At 72.1% G+C, this 15,955-nt stretch carries 16 protein-coding genes; 4 read left to right on the top strand and 12 right to left on the bottom strand.

Translation table 11 applies throughout. The features are described from left to right. Window positions 1-9: 9 nt before the first annotated feature. From hppD to hisC, 3 genes are all read left to right on the top strand, one after another. Window positions 10-1,215 (top strand): 4-hydroxyphenylpyruvate dioxygenase, encoded by a 1,206-nt coding sequence (gene hppD / locus K228_RS0105250; protein WP_025617468.1) that lies wholly within the window; start codon window positions 10-12, stop codon window positions 1,213-1,215. A gap of 86 nt (window positions 1,216-1,301) precedes the next feature. Beyond that, the gene (locus K228_RS0105245; RefSeq protein WP_025617467.1) at window positions 1,302-2,273 is read left to right on the top strand and encodes an RDD family protein; all 972 of its coding nucleotides are present in this window, start codon (window positions 1,302-1,304) and stop codon (window positions 2,271-2,273) included. Then, window positions 2,270-3,373, top strand: a complete 1,104-nt coding sequence (hisC, locus tag K228_RS0105240; protein WP_025617466.1) for a histidinol-phosphate transaminase — start codon at window positions 2,270-2,272, stop codon at window positions 3,371-3,373. The genes K228_RS0105245 and hisC overlap by 4 nt, the downstream gene beginning before the upstream one ends. A gap of 38 nt (window positions 3,374-3,411) precedes the next feature. On the opposite strand, the gene K228_RS0105235 is transcribed toward hisC, so the two are convergent. The 5 genes from K228_RS0105235 to K228_RS0105215 form a co-directional block, all read right to left on the bottom strand. Beyond that, window positions 3,412-4,662, bottom strand: coding sequence for an outer membrane protein assembly factor BamB family protein (locus tag K228_RS0105235; protein ID WP_025617465.1), 1,251 nt, complete (start codon window positions 4,660-4,662; stop codon window positions 3,412-3,414). 142 nt (window positions 4,663-4,804) lie between these two features. Further along, complete coding sequence (locus K228_RS0105230) at window positions 4,805-5,275, bottom strand: SRPBCC family protein (RefSeq protein WP_025617464.1); 471 nt, start codon at window positions 5,273-5,275, stop codon at window positions 4,805-4,807. An 88-nt stretch (window positions 5,276-5,363) separates the two neighbouring features. Further along, window positions 5,364-5,573, bottom strand: a complete 210-nt coding sequence (locus K228_RS0105225; RefSeq protein ID WP_025617463.1) for a DUF397 domain-containing protein — start codon at window positions 5,571-5,573, stop codon at window positions 5,364-5,366. A gap of 274 nt (window positions 5,574-5,847) precedes the next feature. Beyond that, complete coding sequence (fahA, locus tag K228_RS0105220) at window positions 5,848-7,044, bottom strand: fumarylacetoacetase (RefSeq protein ID WP_025617462.1); 1,197 nt, start codon at window positions 7,042-7,044, stop codon at window positions 5,848-5,850. Further along, window positions 7,041-7,904, bottom strand: a complete 864-nt coding sequence (locus K228_RS0105215) for a hypothetical protein (RefSeq protein ID WP_025617461.1) — start codon at window positions 7,902-7,904, stop codon at window positions 7,041-7,043. Before K228_RS0105215 ends, fahA begins: the two co-directional genes overlap by 4 nt. Before the next feature lie 86 nt (window positions 7,905-7,990). Between K228_RS0105215 and K228_RS0105210 the strand changes: the two genes are divergently transcribed. Next, entirely contained in the window at window positions 7,991-9,157 is a 1,167-nt protein-coding gene (locus tag K228_RS0105210; protein WP_025617460.1) for a homogentisate 1,2-dioxygenase, read from the top strand. Between the two features lie 3 nt (window positions 9,158-9,160). Here K228_RS0105210 and K228_RS0105205 read toward each other — a convergent pair whose 3' ends face one another. The 7 genes from K228_RS0105205 to K228_RS0105170 all read right to left on the bottom strand — a co-directional run bounded on the left by K228_RS0105205 (window position 9,161) and on the right by K228_RS0105170 (window position 15,918). Continuing rightward, window positions 9,161-10,186 carry a tetratricopeptide repeat protein gene (locus K228_RS0105205; RefSeq protein WP_025617459.1) on the bottom strand — a complete coding sequence of 342 codons (1,026 nt, stop codon included), beginning with the start codon at window positions 10,184-10,186 and terminating at the stop codon, window positions 9,161-9,163. Window positions 10,187-10,196: 10 nt separating this feature from the next. After that, the gene (gene ispF, locus K228_RS0105200; protein ID WP_025617458.1) at window positions 10,197-10,682 is read right to left on the bottom strand and encodes a 2-C-methyl-D-erythritol 2,4-cyclodiphosphate synthase; all 486 of its coding nucleotides are present in this window, start codon (window positions 10,680-10,682) and stop codon (window positions 10,197-10,199) included. A 13-nt stretch (window positions 10,683-10,695) separates the two neighbouring features. Next, window positions 10,696-11,391 carry a 2-C-methyl-D-erythritol 4-phosphate cytidylyltransferase gene (gene ispD, locus K228_RS0105195; protein WP_025617457.1) on the bottom strand — a complete coding sequence of 232 codons (696 nt, stop codon included), beginning with the start codon at window positions 11,389-11,391 and terminating at the stop codon, window positions 10,696-10,698. Between the two features lie 56 nt (window positions 11,392-11,447). Continuing rightward, on the bottom strand, window positions 11,448-11,933 hold the full coding sequence (locus K228_RS0105190; RefSeq protein ID WP_012015454.1) for a CarD family transcriptional regulator: 486 nt from the start codon (window positions 11,931-11,933) through the stop codon (window positions 11,448-11,450). An 835-nt stretch (window positions 11,934-12,768) separates the two neighbouring features. Further along, entirely contained in the window at window positions 12,769-13,953 is a 1,185-nt protein-coding gene (locus tag K228_RS0105180; RefSeq protein ID WP_025617455.1) for a type III polyketide synthase, read from the bottom strand. Window positions 13,954-13,987: 34 nt separating this feature from the next. Then, window positions 13,988-15,151, bottom strand: a complete 1,164-nt coding sequence (locus tag K228_RS0105175) for an acyl-CoA dehydrogenase family protein (protein WP_025617454.1) — start codon at window positions 15,149-15,151, stop codon at window positions 13,988-13,990. Beyond that, the gene (locus tag K228_RS0105170) at window positions 15,148-15,918 is read right to left on the bottom strand and encodes a methyltransferase domain-containing protein (RefSeq protein ID WP_025617453.1); all 771 of its coding nucleotides are present in this window, start codon (window positions 15,916-15,918) and stop codon (window positions 15,148-15,150) included. Before K228_RS0105170 ends, K228_RS0105175 begins: the two co-directional genes overlap by 4 nt. Window positions 15,919-15,955: the final 37 nt, after the last annotated feature.

The raw sequence follows: 15,955 nt of genomic DNA, 5'->3' as shown, positions 1-15,955 counted from the left end.
AGGGCCACCATGACCCAGGCGATCGACCGACCCCAGTCGAACGACGAGGTCGACGCCGACCTGCTGGTCGGCGCCGTTGACCACGACATCAGCCGCGACCCGTTCCCGGTCAAGGGCCTGGACCACGTGCACTTCCTGGTCGGCAACGCCAAGCAGGCCGCGCACTACTACTCCACCGCGTTCGGCATGACCTGCGTGGCCTACCGGGGGCCGGAGCAGGGCTACCGGGACCACGCCCAGTACGTGCTGACCAGCGGTTCGGCGCGGTTCGTCCTCACCGGCGCGGTCCGCCCGGACGCGCCCGGCGCCGAGCAGGTCGCCCAGCACAGCGACGGGGTCTGCGACATCGCGCTGGAGGTCCCCGACGTAGACGCGGCGTACGCGCACGCCGTCGCCCAGGGCGCGACCAGCCTGGCTGAGCCACACGAGGTCAGCGACGAACACGGCACGGTCCGGCTCGCCGCCATCGCCACCTACGGCGACACCCGCCACACCCTGCTGGACCGCTCCCGCTATCGCGGTCCGTTCCTGCCCGGCTACGTCGCCCGCCGGCCGATCGTCGACCGCCAGCCGATGATCGACGCCGGCGTCCAGCCGAAACGCTTCTTCCAGGCGATCGACCACGTCGTCGGCAACGTCGAGCTGGGCCGGATGGACGAGTGGGTCGAGTTCTACCAGCGCGTGATGGGCTTCACCAACATGGCGGAGTTCGTCGGCGACGACATCGCCACCGACTACTCGGCGCTGATGAGCAAGGTGGTCGCCAACGGCACCCGGAAGGTGAAGTTCCCGCTCAACGAGCCGGCGGTCGCCCGGAAGAAGTCGCAGATCGACGAGTACCTGGACTTCTACCAGGGCCCCGGGGCCCAGCACATCGCGGTGGCCACCAACGACATCCTGGCCAGCGTAGACGCGATGCGCGCGGCGGGAGTGGACTTCCTGGAGACCCCGGACTCGTACTACGACGACCCGGAGCTGCGGGCCCGGATCGGCGAGGTCCGGGTGCCGATCGAGGAGCTGAAGGCCCGCCGGATCCTGGTTGACCGGGATGAGGACGGCTACCTGCTCCAGATCTTCACCAACCCGGTGCAGGACCGCCCGACCGTCTTCTTCGAGCTGATCGAGCGACACGGCTCGCTCGGCTTCGGCAAGGGCAACTTCAAGGCGCTCTTCGAGGCCATCGAGCGGGAACAGGAGAAGCGCGGCAACCTGTGACGGCCGGTGGTTGGCGGCCGCCACGGCCGGGCCGCCAACCACCGTCGTTAAGGTGTCCAGGTGAGCGAGCAGAACGAGGTGGCGCGGTGAGCGTCGCACCTGGCTGGTATCTGGACCCCGCCGACCCGGACACCTGGAGGTACTGGGACGGCGAGGGTTGGCTCGGTGCGCCCATCCCGGCCGAGGCCACACCCCCGGCGGGCCCGCCGCCGCCGGAGCCCGAGCCGGAGCCGGAGCCGAAACCGGCTACCCGGCCCGAGGAGCCCGGCCTCCCCACCGGTCAGCCGGGCGCCGTGGCGGGGCAGCACGCCCCGTCCGGGCCCGGCACCCCGCCGCGGGGGTACGGACCCCCGCCGGGCGGCCAACACCCGGGCCCGGCCGGCGGGCCACCACCAGGCGCGCCATACCCGGGGCCAGCCGGCGGGCCACCACCGGGCGCGCCGTATCCGACCTGGCCTGGCCAACAGCTCGAGCCTCGTCCGCACGGGCTGCCGCTGGCCGGGTTGGGGGCCCGACTGGCAGCTCGCCTCATCGACATCGCCATCGTCCTCGCGCTGAACGTGGTGGTGAACTTCTGGTTCGTCTGGCAGTACATCCAGCAGATGTCCCCGCCCATCGCCGAGGCCTGGCGCCGGATCGTTGAGCAGGACACCACCACCGAGCAGCTACCGGCGGCGGGGGACCAGGCCGGCGGCCTCCAGATCGCGATTCTGTTGATCGCCACGGCGCTCTGGATGGCCTACGAGGTACCGTCGATGGCCAGCCGCGGACAGACCTTCGGCAAACGGGTGATGGGCCTGCAGGTGCTACCGGTGAGCGCCGCCGCACCGCTGGGCTTCGGGCGGGCGCTGCGCCGCTGGAACACGCTCGGCCTGCCCACCCTGCTCTGGTTCTGCTGCGTCGGCTTCCTGTTGCAGCTCATCGACTCCCTCTCACCGCTGTTCGACCGTCCGCTCCGGCAGGCCCTGCACGACAAGCGGGCGCAGACCGTGGTGGTTCAGCTACCCCGCACCCCCGTCCCGAACGACCGCCCCGCACCCCCGGGAGACACCTCATGACCGATACCGGACGACGCCGGCCGGCACCCCGGCTCACCCGCGCCGACCTGGACGTACTGCCCAGCTACGTGCCGGGACGCAGCCCGGCCGACCTGGCCCGTGAACTGGGCCTGCCCGAGGCGATCAAACTGGCCAGCAACGAGGTGCCGTACGGCCCGCTGCCCGGCGTGGTGGCGGCGGTCACCGAGGCCGCCACGGGCGCCCACCGGTACCCGGACATGGGCGTGGTGGCGCTGCGCGCGGCCCTCGCCGAGCAGTACGGGGTGGACCCCGAGCGAATCGCCACCGGCTGTGGGTCGGTGGCGCTCGCCGATCACCTGGTCCGGGCCACCTGCATGCCCGGTGACGAGCTGTTCTACTCCTGGCGCTCGTTCGAGGCGTACCCGATCATCGCGGCGACCAACGGGGCGACCAGCGTACGGGTCAGCAACGACGCCGGGCACGGGCACGACCTGACCGCGATGGCGGCCGCGATGACGGATCGCACCCGAATGGTCCTGGTGTGTAACCCGAACAACCCCACCGGCACCGCGGTACGCCGAGCCGAGCTGGAGCGCTTCCTCGACCAGGTCCCGGACGACGTGCTGGTGGTCATCGACGAGGCCTACCGGGAGTTCGTTACCGACCCGGAGGTGCCGGACGGCCTCAGCTATCTGGACCGACCGAACGTGGCGGTGCTGCGGACCCTGTCGAAGGCCTGGGGCCTGGCCGGGCTCCGGATCGGCTTCCTGGTGGCCCAGCCGGAGGTGGCCGCGGCCATCCGAAAGGTGGTCACGCCCTTCTCCGCCAGCGCGGCCGCCCAGGCCGGCGCACTTGCGGCCCTCGCCCAGGCCGACGAGGTGCGGCGGCGCTGCGCCCTGGTCGTGGCCGAGCGGGGCCGGGTCATCGAGGCGGTACGCAAGCTGGTCCCGGACGTACCGACCAGCCAGGCCAACTTCGTCTGGCTGCCCCTGGGTGACCAGGCGGTGGAGTTCGGCCGGGCCTGCGAATCGCGCGGCGTGATCGTACGTCCCTTCCCCGGCGACGGAGTCCGGGTCACCATCGGCACCCCCGCCGAGAACGACGCCTTCCTCGCCGCGGCGGAGGCCGCGCTCGGCTGAGCCACGGCGGTCCTGCCCGCCGCGAGCTGACGGCCTGCTCAGGTCGCGGCGAGCAGGACCGGTCGCGAGGTGAGGAAGTAGCGCTGGTCGTCCGCCGCCGAGTCGACCGGGAGGCGAAGGCACTCCACCGCCAGGTAGCCACCGACCGCGTACACCGTGCCCGGGGCCCACGATGTGCTGTCGGTGCCGAGAGAAAGCATGAACCGGGATCGCTGATCCCCACTGACCGAATCGTACGTGATCAGAGCATTACTCTCAGTGATCAGATGTACCCGATCCGGCTCCACCGCGAGTACCCGAGCCCCACCCAGGTCCTCGTGCCGCCACTGCTCAGTCCCGGTCCGCGCCTCGCGGGCCACCAGGGCGCCGTCCCGTACGCCCACGGCGACGTCACCGGCGAGCCGGGTATCAGGTGCGTCCAGCACCGGGGCCGCCACCGGCTCTCCCGCGCCGAACAGCCAGCCCCGAGCCGTGTCGTCACCCGGGCCGACCGCCGTACGGAGGCCGGCGCAGCCGGATCGGCCCGAGCGGCAGCCGAGCGGGGTGACGACCAACGTCTCCCCGCCGCCGGGCGGGCTCCAGCGAGTAACGGCGCCGGTGGCGGCGTCCCGGAAGTCGACGGTCGCCGCGGAACCGCAGGAGTCGACGCTCACCAGACCGCCCGCCGTGGTGGTGCCGACCGCCTGCTGGCAGCCGGGCCGGACGTCGGACTGCCAGAGTCGCTGCCCGTCGGCCAGATTCCAGCCGGCCATCGCATCCCGGCCGACCGAGAGCACCACCGAGGTGTCGGCCGACGAAGCGACGAAGAGCCCCTCCGGGTTCCACACGGATTCCGCGCCGGTTCGCCGGGCCGCCGCGTCATCCTCCGGCACCGGCCCCTCCGCCCGCCAGGCGATCTCGCCGGTACGCCCATCCAGCGCCACCACCTGGCCGTCCGACCAGCGGGTCACCACGGTGTGGCCGCTCGCCACCACACCGGCCAGCTTGGCCGGCCAGCGGCGGTACGACCAGTACGGGGTACTTCGATGCTTGAACTCGACCGGCTCGTCGGCGTAGACCTGGCGCTCGGCCGCGTACACCCGGATTCGGCCATCCACCACCAGCGGCGCCACCGGCAGCCGCGCGACGAGGCCGGGGGGCGGAGCCGTGGCGGTGGGGTATGCGCCGGACGCCAAGGTGCTGACCTCGGCCGGGGCGAGCACCCGAAAGACCGTCGCCGCCGCTGCCACCAGCACCACCACGACCGCCGCCGCCACCACGAACAGCCGACGGCCCGTCGGGAAAACCATGCGCACCTCCGCCCGGAACCCTACCCAGCGCCCGGCACCCGGCTGCGGCGTGGTTGCCGGACCGACAGCCCGGCCAGCGCAAACGGCCCGGCAGCGACAAAACCGACCGTGGTCACCGCCGGGGCGGCGCCCGGCCGGGGCCTCACCGCCGGGTTGCGGTGTCGGCGCGGGCGGCGGCGGCGAGCTCGGCGAGATCACGGCGCAGCGCACCGGCGACCGCCCGAGCGGCCAGCCCGCCGAGGAGGAACGCGACGATCCGGCCGCGGGCCCCGGAGGGGATCGCCTCCTGGGTGACCGTGACCACCGTGGTGCGCTCGCCGCGATATCGGGCCCGGCGCAGCGTCCAGGTCACCAGATAGTTCACCTCCGTGCCGGGCGAGGCGAGCACCAGCCGGTGTGGCGGCTCGGCCTCGACCACGACGAACTCCTCGATCAGCGCCGACCCGTCCGGCTGGGAGCGGACCTCCCGCCAGGCGGCGCCGGGGCCGAACTCGCCGCGGGTCAGGACCACGCGACCCAGGGTGGCGTAGGTCTGCACGGTCAGGTCCGTGAGCAGGCGCCACACGTCGTTCGGCTGCGCCTGGATGGACCGCATGACCGTCACCCGCGACATACCACCTCCCGTGGCGTCGACGGTACGCGCCGTGACCGCTGCGCGGGGACCCACCGCCGGCTTTGCCCGGGCAGCTGCCCCGCGCCGCTCAGCTACCGAGCTCTCCGGCCCGGACCGCCCGAATGAACCTCGACCATCCGGGACCAGCCACCGCGAGCGCCGGACCGGACCTGTCCTTCGAGTCACGTACGGCCACCACGCCGAGCGCCTGGACCAGGTTGTCGGCCACCTCCACACAGAGCCCCTGGTCATTGGAGCGGCTGCTGGATCGCCACACCGCACCTGGGAAGTCGTTCATCCTTCACCCTCCTGTCGCCGTGCCGCCAGCCGGCCGCCGAGCCCGACCCGGGGAGCAGGCCCGTACCGCGTGGCGGCGAATCCGATCGATCAACGTGACAGGACGGTGGACCGATCGGACGACCTGTGCGATCCGCCCGTACCGACAAAGGTTTCTCGCGCGGTACGGGCGGACGTAGCCGCACCGGTGGCATCGCTGCGGCCCCGCGGCCGGGGAGGGGTGCCGCGGGGCGGAGGCGGGTGACGCGGACGGGGACGGAAGGGGTCTTCGCCGGTCAGCGGGGGGCGACGATGGTGCCGGTGACCTCGCCGAGGCCGACGGTCGTACCGTCCGGGCCGGGCGCGGTGCCGGTGATGGTGATGGTGTCGCCGTCGACCAGGAAAGTCCGTTCGCTGCCACCGACCCGGACCGGCTCCGCCCCACCCCAGGTCAGCTCGAGGAACGAGCCGACCTGACCGCGCTCGGCGCCGGAGACGGTGCCGGAGGCGTAGAGGTCGCCGGTGCGCAGCGCGGCTCCGTTGACGGTCAGATGGGCCAGCTGCTGCGCCGGCGTCCAGTACATGGTGGCGAACGGCGGCTCGCTCACCCGCTCGCCGTTCCACTCCACCGACAGGCGCAGATCCAGCCCGAGGTGGGGCTCGTCGCGCAGGTAGTCAGCGACCGGTGGATCCTGCTCCGGCGCCGGCACGAACGCCGCACCGAGCGCCTCCAGCGGCGTCACCCAGGCCGCGACCGAGGTGGCGAAGGACTTACCGAGGAATGGTCCGAGGGGTTGGTACTCCCAGGCCTGGATGTCCCGGGCGGACCAGTCGTTGACCAGCACCACGCCGAAGACGTGGTCGGCGAAGTCACCGACCGGGACGCGGCTGCCCAGCGGACTTGGCACACCCACCACGAAGCCGACCTCCGCCTCGATGTCGAGGCGAACCGAGGGGCCGGTGACCGGCCCCTGCGGGGTAGCCCGCTGGCCGCACGGCCGGACGATCGGAGTGCCGGAGAGCACGACGGTGCCGGCCCGACCGTGGTAGCCGATCGGCAGGTGCTTCCAGTTGGGCAGCAGCGCCGGCTGGCCCGGTCGGAAGATCTGACCGACGTTGCTGGCGTGCTGCTCGGAGGAGTAGAAGTCGACGTAGTCCGCCACCTCGAAGGGGAGCCGCAGCTCCACGTTCGACAGCGGCAGGAGCAGCGGCTCGACCGCCGCCCGGTGGGCGCTGTCGGTGAGCAGCTCGACGATCCGCTGCCGTACCGCCGTCCACTGCGGACGCCCGAGCGCCATGAAGTCGTTCAGCCGCGGGCCACTCAGCGTACCGGCTGCCAGCACCAGGCCGGCCTGCTCGGCACCGCCGAGGTCAAGCACGTGGGTGCCGACGCGTACGCCCACCCGCGGCTCGCGGTCGGCAGTGCGGAACACCCCGTACGGCAGGTTGTGCAGCCCGTACGGCGAGCCCTCCAGGCCGGTCACCCAGGTCATACGTCAGTACCCCCGTTCACCAGCCCCAGCTGGATCAGATCGGTCAGTGGTTCCAGGATGCTGCACGAGCCGTAACCGACCCAGAGCGGACGCGCCGCCGCCAGCCGCTGCTCGATCGGGTCGAGCAACGGCCGCGGGTCGGTGGCGGTGAGCAGTTCGGTGACCCGCTCCACCTCGGCGCCCCCGGCCGCGACGAGCGCGGCGGCGAGCACGTTCGCGAAGCCGTGGTGGGTGAAGCCGGTCTCCCGGTCCAGGTGTCGCACCGCGTGGTGCAGCCCGGCGGTCAGCTTGAACGGCAGCCTTCGCTGCTGGCACCCGTGGATCACCGCGGCCAGCTCGGCGGGGGTGGGAAAGAGCTCGGCGGCGAGCCCGCCGGTCCGGAACTTCGCGGCCACCGACAGCCCGGCGGCGCGGGCCTCGACGAGCCGGTCAAGCGCCCCCATCAAGCCGAAGGTCAGCGGAATCTCGGCGTAGACGGTGCGGCCGGCGAGCTGCTCCGCCAACGGGAAGAGCTTGGTCAGGCCCGGCTGCGGGTCCGCGCCGCGGGCGGCGACAGCGACCTCGACCTGCTGGATCGTGATGCCGGGGGGCACTGCGGCGAGGGCAGCCGGGAGTCCGTCCAGTCCGGTGTCTCCGATCAGCCCGACCACGAGTTCCTCGGCCGGATCGACCAGGTCGCGCAGCTCCCGATCAAGCACTGTGGAGGCGGGGACCAGGAGCGGGCCGACGAGCTCTGCATACCAGGACGAACGGTGCTGCCGGTGCGCCGGAACGGCGTCGGGCAGCGACGCGCTGCCGGGCGGGAAGACGGCGGCGTCGTCGACGAGGCCGGCGAGGAGTCGGGGCAGCTTCGTTGACACGAGACAACAATCTACGGGACGCTAAAGGAGCGGACAATAGCGTCCGATTTTCGGACACCCTGGATGATCTGCTCGGGGAGGGCGAGATGCCGTTTTACCGCCGCGTCGGCGAGGTGCCGCGCAAGCGCCACACCCAGTTCCGTCAGCCCGACGGCCGCCTCTACGCCGAAGAGCTGGTGGGCCAGGAAGGCTTCTCCGACGACTCCTCGCTGCTCTACCACCGGCACGCACCGACCGCGATCGTGGCCGCCGAGGAGTTCACCCCACCGCCGGTCACCTGCACGCCGAACCTCCCACTCAAGCCCCGCCACCTGCGCACCCACCAACTCGACGCGGCCGGCGCCGACCCGGTGCTCGGCCGGCGCTACCTGCTCGGCAACGACGACGTCCGAATCGCGTACGTGCTGGCCGACCGGCCCTCCCCGCTGTTCCGCGACGCCACCGGCGACCACTGCCTCTACGTCGAATCCGGCACCCTGCGGGTCGAGTCCCCCTTCGGCCCCCTCGACGCCGTCGCCGGCGACTACGTGATCATCCCGACCTCGACCATCCACCGGCTCGTTCCCACCGGCACCGAGCCCGTGCGGCTGCTGGCGGTCGAGGCGGCCGGCCACGTCGGCCCGCCCAAGCGCTACCTGTCGGTGCGCGGTCAGTTCCTGGAACACTCGCCCTACTGCGAGCGGGACGTCCGCGGACCGGACACACCGTTGCTCGTCGACGGCGAGGACGTCGAGGTCCTGGTCCGGCACCGACGCGGCTGGACCCGACACGTCTACGCCAATCACCCGTTCGACGTGGTCGGCTGGGACGGGCACCTCTACCCGTGGGCGTTCTCCATCCACGATTTTGAGCCGATCACCGGCCGGGTCCACCAGCCCCCACCGGTACACCAGACGTTCCAGGGCCCGAACTTCGTAATCTGCTCCTTCGTCCCCCGCAAGGTGGACTACCACCCCGACGCGATCCCGGTGCCGTACAACCACCACAACGTCGACTCCGACGAGGTGCTCTTCTACACCGGGGGCAACTACGAGGCCCGGCGTGGCTCCGGTATCGGCCAGGGGTCGATCTCGCTCCACCCGTCGGGCTTCACCCACGGGCCACAGCCCGGGGCCGCCGAACGGTCGATCGGTGTTGACTACTTCGACGAGCTCGCCGTCATGGTCGACACCTTCCGGCCGCTGGAGCTCTGCGACGCCGCCGCGGGGTGCGAAGACGACGCGTACGCCTGGACCTGGGCGCGGCGCGGGTAGCCCTCAGTGCACCCGACGGGCGAGCGCGGTGACGACGGCGAAGGCCGCCACCGCGATCGCCAGGACCAGCGGCCACACCGTGCCGACGAGGGTGTAGAGCAGTAGCAGCACCGGGGCCGCAGCAGTCGCGTACCCGGCCAGCGCCAGGGGCCGGTCGGAGCGCAGCAGCTCCGGCAGGATCGTGCGGGCCACCCCGGGCAGCTTCGCCGCGTACCGCCACACCATCAGCGCGCCACCGAGGGCGGCCGCCGCCGCGACGGCCCGGGACAGCCCCGGGCTGCCCACCGCGAAGCAGGCGATCACCACCGCGGCGACCATGGACCAACCGGCACCAAACACGACGAGCTGACGAAGGCCGGCCGAGATCGTCCGCACCGAGTTGATCCGACCAGGGCTGATCGCCGCCGCGTCGGCGAGGTGCTCCAGCGCCTCGCTCCACCGGCGCTGCTCCAGCCGCAACACCCCGATGTCGTGCCGCGCCTCGGCGAGCTGCGGGTCGAGCCGTAGCGCTTCGGTGTACGCCCGCTCAGCAAGGTCATACAGCTGCAGGTTGGCCGCGACCAACCCGAGCACCAGGTGCCCCGCCGGCTCCTGTGGGGCCAGCTCCACCCCCCGCCAGGCCGCGTTCAGCGCGGGCTGACCATTACGGGAACCGGCCAGGATCGCCGCGCCGCTGCGCTGAGCGTACGCATCCGCCGGTCCCAGCGCCAGAATCCGGTCCGCGGTCCGGGCCGCCTCCCCGTGCTCGGCCAGATCAGCCAGAGCCATCCCCCGTGCGACCAGGGCGGGGATCGAGTCCGCCGCGACCGCCAGCGCGCCGTCGGCGGCGGTGAGCGCCTCCGCGGGTCGCCCCGCCGCGAGCTGCACCCGGGAGAGCTCGGTCGACACCGCCGCGTGGGCGGGATCAAGGGCGAGGGCGAACCCCAGCTCGGTCACGGCCTCGTCGTAGCGGCCAAGCTCGGCGAGGAGCTGGGCTCGCTGCAGGTACCCGTCGGCGGCGGAACGGTCAGAGGCGGGTTCGCTGGACATCGCTGCGAGCCTAGGCGGCCGGAGCCGCGTACACCAAGGCCACCGCGATGCCGGTCAGGCCCTCATCCCGACCGGGGAAGCCGAGCCCGTCGGTGGTGGCGGCGGAGACACTCACCGGGGCACCCACCGCCGCCGAGAGCACCTGCTGCGCCTCGGCCCGACGCGGCCCGATCTTGGGGCGGTTCCCGATCACCTGCACCGACACGTTGCCGACGGTATAGCCGGCCGCCCGCACCCGGCGGGCGCTCTCACTAAGCAGTGCCACGCCGGAGGCACCGGACCACTCCGGCTGCCCCACCCCGAAGTTGGCGCCGAGATCGCCGAGGTCGGCGGCGGAGAGCAACGCGTTGCACGCGGCGTGGGCGGCGACATCCGCATCCGAGTGCCCAGCCAGACCGTCCTGCCCGGGCCAGTGCAGGCCGGCGACCCAACATGGCCGACCGGACTCGAAAGCGTGCATGTCAACGCCGATGGCAACCCGCGGAACGATCACCATCCGAGGGTACGCGTCAGCAGCCGACCGTCAGCAGATGCTCGGCCAGCGCCAGGTCGAACGGGCGGGTGATCTTCAGGGCGTGCTCGGAGCCGGGTACGCAGACCACCGGCACACCGAGCTTCTCGACCAGGCCGGCATCGTCGGTGAGCGGGTCGGTAGCGGCGGCGTGCGCGGCGGTCAGCACCGCCCGCCGGAACCCCTGCGGCGTCTGCACCGCCCGCAGGGCGCAGCGATCGACCGTGCCGAGGACACGTTCGCCGGCACCGACCTCCTTGATGGTGTCGACCACCGGCAACACCGGGATCACCGCGTCGTGACCGGAGCGGACCGCCGCGGCGACCGACTCGACCAGCCCGGGCGGGGTGAGTGCTCGGGCCGCATCGTGCACCAGCACGACCTCCGGGCCGGCGGGGACCGCGGCGAGCGCGGCGGCGACCGAGACCTGCCGTTGCGCGCCGCCCGGCACCACGGTGACCGGCGCCACCGGGGCCAACAGTTCGCGGACCGCGACGAGATCCGCCGCCGGGGCGGCCACCACCACGGTGTGCACCGACGCAGCGGCGGTGAGCCGACGGACCGCGTGCACCAGTAGCGGCTCCCCACCCAGCAGCCGAAGGGCCTTCGGCCGGCCGGGGCCCAGCCGTACGCCGGCACCGGCCGCAGGCACGAGGACCGCGACGTCACCGCGCGGATCAAGCTGCGCGGTCACGTCGCGGTCCTCGGTGATTTCCTCATGGCAGATCGGGTACGACGATCGGGTGCGGATCAGGCTTCGGTCAGCACCTTGTCGAGCAGTGTCTCCGCCTCGTCCTTGGTGCTCTTTTCGGCCAATGCGACCTCACCGACGAGAATGTCACGGGCCTTGGCGAGCATGCGCTTTTCGCCTGCCGAGAGCCCCCGCTCCCGCTCCCGACGCCACAGGTCGCGGACGACCTCGGCCACCTTCAGCGGATTACCGGAGGCCAACTTCTCAAGATTCGCCTTGTAACGCCGTGACCAGTTGGTCGGCTCCTCGGTGTGCGGAGCCCGGAGAACGTCAAAGACCTTGCCGAGGCCCTCTTCGCCGACCACCTCGCGCACACCCACGATCTCGGCATTCTCCGCGGGAACCCGGACCGTGAGGTCACCCTGCGCGACCCTGAGAACGAGGTACTGCTTCTCCTCGCCCTTGATGACCCGAGTCTCGATTGCCTCGATGAGTGCGGCCCCGTGGTGGGGGTAAACAACGGTCTCGCCGACACTGAAAACCATAGGTTCGAAACCCCTTTCGCTGTGTCTAGGGTAACACGCTCAGACACCGGTGTCTCACCGCTGCCCTGACTGTTGGCGCAGCTCAGGGGCCCTGTGAGAGGGATTTCTTCAGCTTGACAGGCGGCCAGACCGAAGCAATGAACACGCTCCGTAACGGCAATATGCCGCCACGGTTGGGTGACGGAACCCGGGATCCAAGGCGATGCGCTCGACTCATGGTAGCCCGCACCGCCGGCACTCGCCCATGCCTGGCGGGAGCGGGCCCGGTGCGGCAGGCTGAACGAGAGCCCGCCGCAGGCTCGCCATGAATCCAGGGGGTTCGATGGACAGGCCCGCCGCAGACGACGACTCCGACCTGCCGGACCTGCCGCCCGAATGGGGCCGGGTGGCCGTCCCGAACAACGCCGCCGAACTCTCGGCCGAGGCCGAACAGGTCCGCCGGGAACTGAACCGGCCGACCCCGTCCGGATCGGTCGTGCCGGCGCTCCTGGCGCTCCTGATGGCCATGGTCGCCGTGTTGGCCGGGCTGAGCGCGACCATCTGGGCGCAACCGCTCCCCACCCCGTCAACCCCCGCCACACCCGCCAACCTGATCGGGCGGACCATGCCCGCTTTCGACCTGGTGGACAACGGTAAACCGGTGTCGCTGCGGAGTCTGTTGCCCGCCGTGATCCTCCTCACCGACGCGTGCGCCTGCCCGGCCGAGGTGGCCAACACCGTCGCCGTCGCGCCACCCGGGGTCACCGTGATCACTATCAACCCCGACCCCGTCGTACGGGAGTCGCCCCCCGCCCCGGCCACTGCCCTTCGTCCGCTCGGCGACCCGGCCGACGGGTTACGTGCCTTCCTCCGCCTGCCGCCCCGGGCCGGCGTGGCCAGCGCGCTGCTCGTGGACCGCTCCGGCACGGTGCGGAAGGTACTCCCCGAGCTCCGCTCCACCGCCGACCTCGAACCCGAACTGGCCCGCCTCGCCAGCTGACCGTTCGAGCAGGCCCGCATACAGGGTCAGGCCCGGGCCGAAAGCCAACATCACCACCCGTCCCGCCGGCGCAACCGCCCGGTGCAGTCGATCCAGCACCAGCAGCACCGTCGGCGACGAACAGTTGCCGTGCTCGGCCAGCGTCTCCCGGGACGCCGCCAGGGCCGCCGACGGCAGGGCGAGTTCCCGCTCCACCACATTGAGAATGCGGGGGCCGCCCGGGTGCACCGCCCAACCGTCCACCTCCGACCGACGCGTGCCGTGTCGGGCGAGCAGGCCGTCCACCAACGCCCGTACCTGCGTGGAGAGCACCTGCGGCACCTTCGGCGACAGCCCCATCCGAAACCCGACGTCGGTGACATCCCAGGTCATGTGATCAGCGGTGGAGGTGTCAGTCACCGAGGCGACCTCACGCACCGCGTACCCGGGGCCACCGGGCACGACCACGGCGGCCACCGCGGCGTCGGAGAAGAGCGCGTGCGAGACGATCTGCTGGGTGTCCACCCGGGCGGTGGAGGGCTGAATGTGCAGGCTGGTCAGCTCGGCGCAGAGCAGCAGGGCGGGTCGGCCCCGGGCGGTCACGAAGTCGCTCGCCACGCCCAGCCCCGGCAGTGCGGCATAGCAGCCCATGTGACCGACGAAGACCCGCTGCGTGCCCGGCGCCATGCCGAGATCCCGGGCCAGAAGAATGTCCAGTCCCGGGGTTGCGTAGCCGGTGCAGGAACAGACCACGAAGAGCCCGATGTCCCCGGCGGACAGCCCCGCGGCGGTGAGCGCCCGCCCAACCGCCTCCTTGCCCAGTGGCAGAGCCTCCACCTGATAGCGCCGCATCCGCCGCTCGGTCGGCCAGTCGGAGACATCCTCCAGCACCGGGTTGACCGCGGCCTGCCGGCGATTCACCCCCGAGTTGGCGAAGATCCGTTGGGCCAGGGCCCGGGTGGTTCCGGAGAAGTGCCGCGCGAAGAAACCCTCCCACAGCTCATCCTGGTCGGCCGACGGCGGATGCGCCGTACCGATCCCCACGATCACCGGCACGGCCATGACGCCCACCCTTCGTTCTGATCTCCCAGCACGTTCACCAACGAGGGGCCGACCCGTCGCGGTCCGGGTCGCCACCGAGCACGGCGATGCCGAGCCAGTCCGCGCAGACGTCGGACGTGGCCGGGTGCAGCGAACCGCAGCGCGCATCCCGGTAGAGCCGCTCCAGCGGATGCCCCCGACGAGTGGCCGCGGTGCCGGCCGCCTCCAGCACCGAGGCCGCCACGTCGGCCGCGGTGGTGCCCGCCAGCAACTTCGCCCGCCAGACCCAACGGTTCGTCTCGGCGTCACCCGGCGCCTCGTCCACCCGCCGGGCGGCCTCCGCCACCACCAGGTCCGCCGCGGCCACCGCTGCGTCGGCACGACCGAGCCGGGCCCGGACCGCCGGCAGACCGCCAAGGTCACGGGCGTTCAGGTGCTCGGCGGCGGCGTCGATCGCGGCCCGCGCGACCCCGACGTAGACCGCGGCGTAACTCGCGACCAGCCAGTGCGGCATCAACTGCGCGACGACCAGAGCCAGCCCCTCGACCCCGCCGAGTAGCCGGTCTGCCGGCACGGTGACCTCCAGGTGCAGGTCGTGCGAGGACGTGGACCGCATGCCCAACGAGTCCCAGGTCTCCTCTACGGCCAGCCCTTCCCCCGCCGGCACGAGAAACTGGGAGACCACCGAAGGATCAGCCGCACTACGGGCGGCCACGAGATAGCCGTCGGCGTGGCCGGCACCGGAGCAGAAGGTCTTGCTCCCCTTGATCCGCCAGCCGCCGGCAACCGGCTCGTACACCGTGCTGAGCCGCGAGAGCCGGGCCCCCGCCCCACGTTCGCTCATCGCCACCGCATACCAGGAGCCATCCGCCGCCGCACGCAGCAGCCGGTCCCGCGCCGCCAACGCCTCGTCCGGCAGGCCGAGCGTCTCGGCCAGCTCCTCGGTCACCGCGCCCAACGCACCGGTGACCGAGGCGTGCATGTTGAACACCAGCGCGGTCGCGCCGTTTCCCCGGGCCAGCTCGGTCGCGACCGCCGCGTACTCCCCGAAGGTGGCGCCCAGGCCGCCAAGCTCCCGCGGCACCATCAGGCCGAACAGGCCCGCCTCCCGGAGATCTCGGAAGTCCTCGTCCGGGAAGGTGCCGTCCCGGTCGTGGTCGCCCGCCCGGGCGGCGAATCGCGGCGCCAACCGGCGAGCCACCTGCACAGCCTGCGTCATGCGACCGTCCCCTCCTCGGATACGTCCGTCTGCGTCTGATCGCGCTCGCGCCGACCCCAGCCCTGGTAGAGCACCGCCGTTGACCAGGTCGGCACGATGCGTGGCGGCACCCCGCCCGCGCCCCTCGCCCGCCGGGCCAGCCAGCCGAGCACCCGAGTCAGCTGCGGTCGAATCCCGCGCAGCCGCAGGTTAACGCCGTGCCGGGCACACTCGGCGGCCAACGCGCGCGCATCCACGAACAACCGTGGGTCGTGGATCCCCCGCGGGACCGTGGGTAGCCGCTCGCCGATGTGGACGGCGAGCAGCCGGCTCAGCGCGGTGTCGTTGAGCGTGTCGAGGACGAGCAACCCGCCCGGGCGGAGGAGACGGCAGGCCTCGGCCACCACCGTTCGCCAGTCGGGAACGTGCTCCAACAGCTCACCCGCGGCCACCACGTCGGCGCAGCCGGAGGCGAGCGGTACGGCGGTCGCATCGGCGTTGACCACCGTCACGCCATGCCCGGCCGCTTGGCGCAGCGCCGAACCGGTGAGGTCGACCCCAACATGTCGATAGCCCTTGCCGGCGAGGTGCGGGGCGAGTAGCCCGGCGCCGCAGCCCAGGTCGACCAGGAGGGCGGCGGGACGCGACGCCGCCGGCACCAGTGCCGCCCGGGACTCGGCCAGCCAGTGCAACATGGCGAATGCACCGTCCGGTCGCCACCACTCTCCGGCCAGGTCGTCGTACTGGCGCGGATCATTGCGCGGCAGGGTGCGGCGCGCGTCTGGCATGGACCGAGCGTGGCACGACTGCCCGGTAACGACCAGA

Source organism: Salinispora cortesiana (assembly GCF_000484695.1).
In the GTDB taxonomy this organism is placed as follows: Bacteria; Actinomycetota; Actinomycetes; order Mycobacteriales; family Micromonosporaceae; genus Micromonospora; species Micromonospora cortesiana.
Note: the sequence above shows the minus strand (reverse complement) of the source record. Positions and strands in the feature narration are given on the sequence as shown.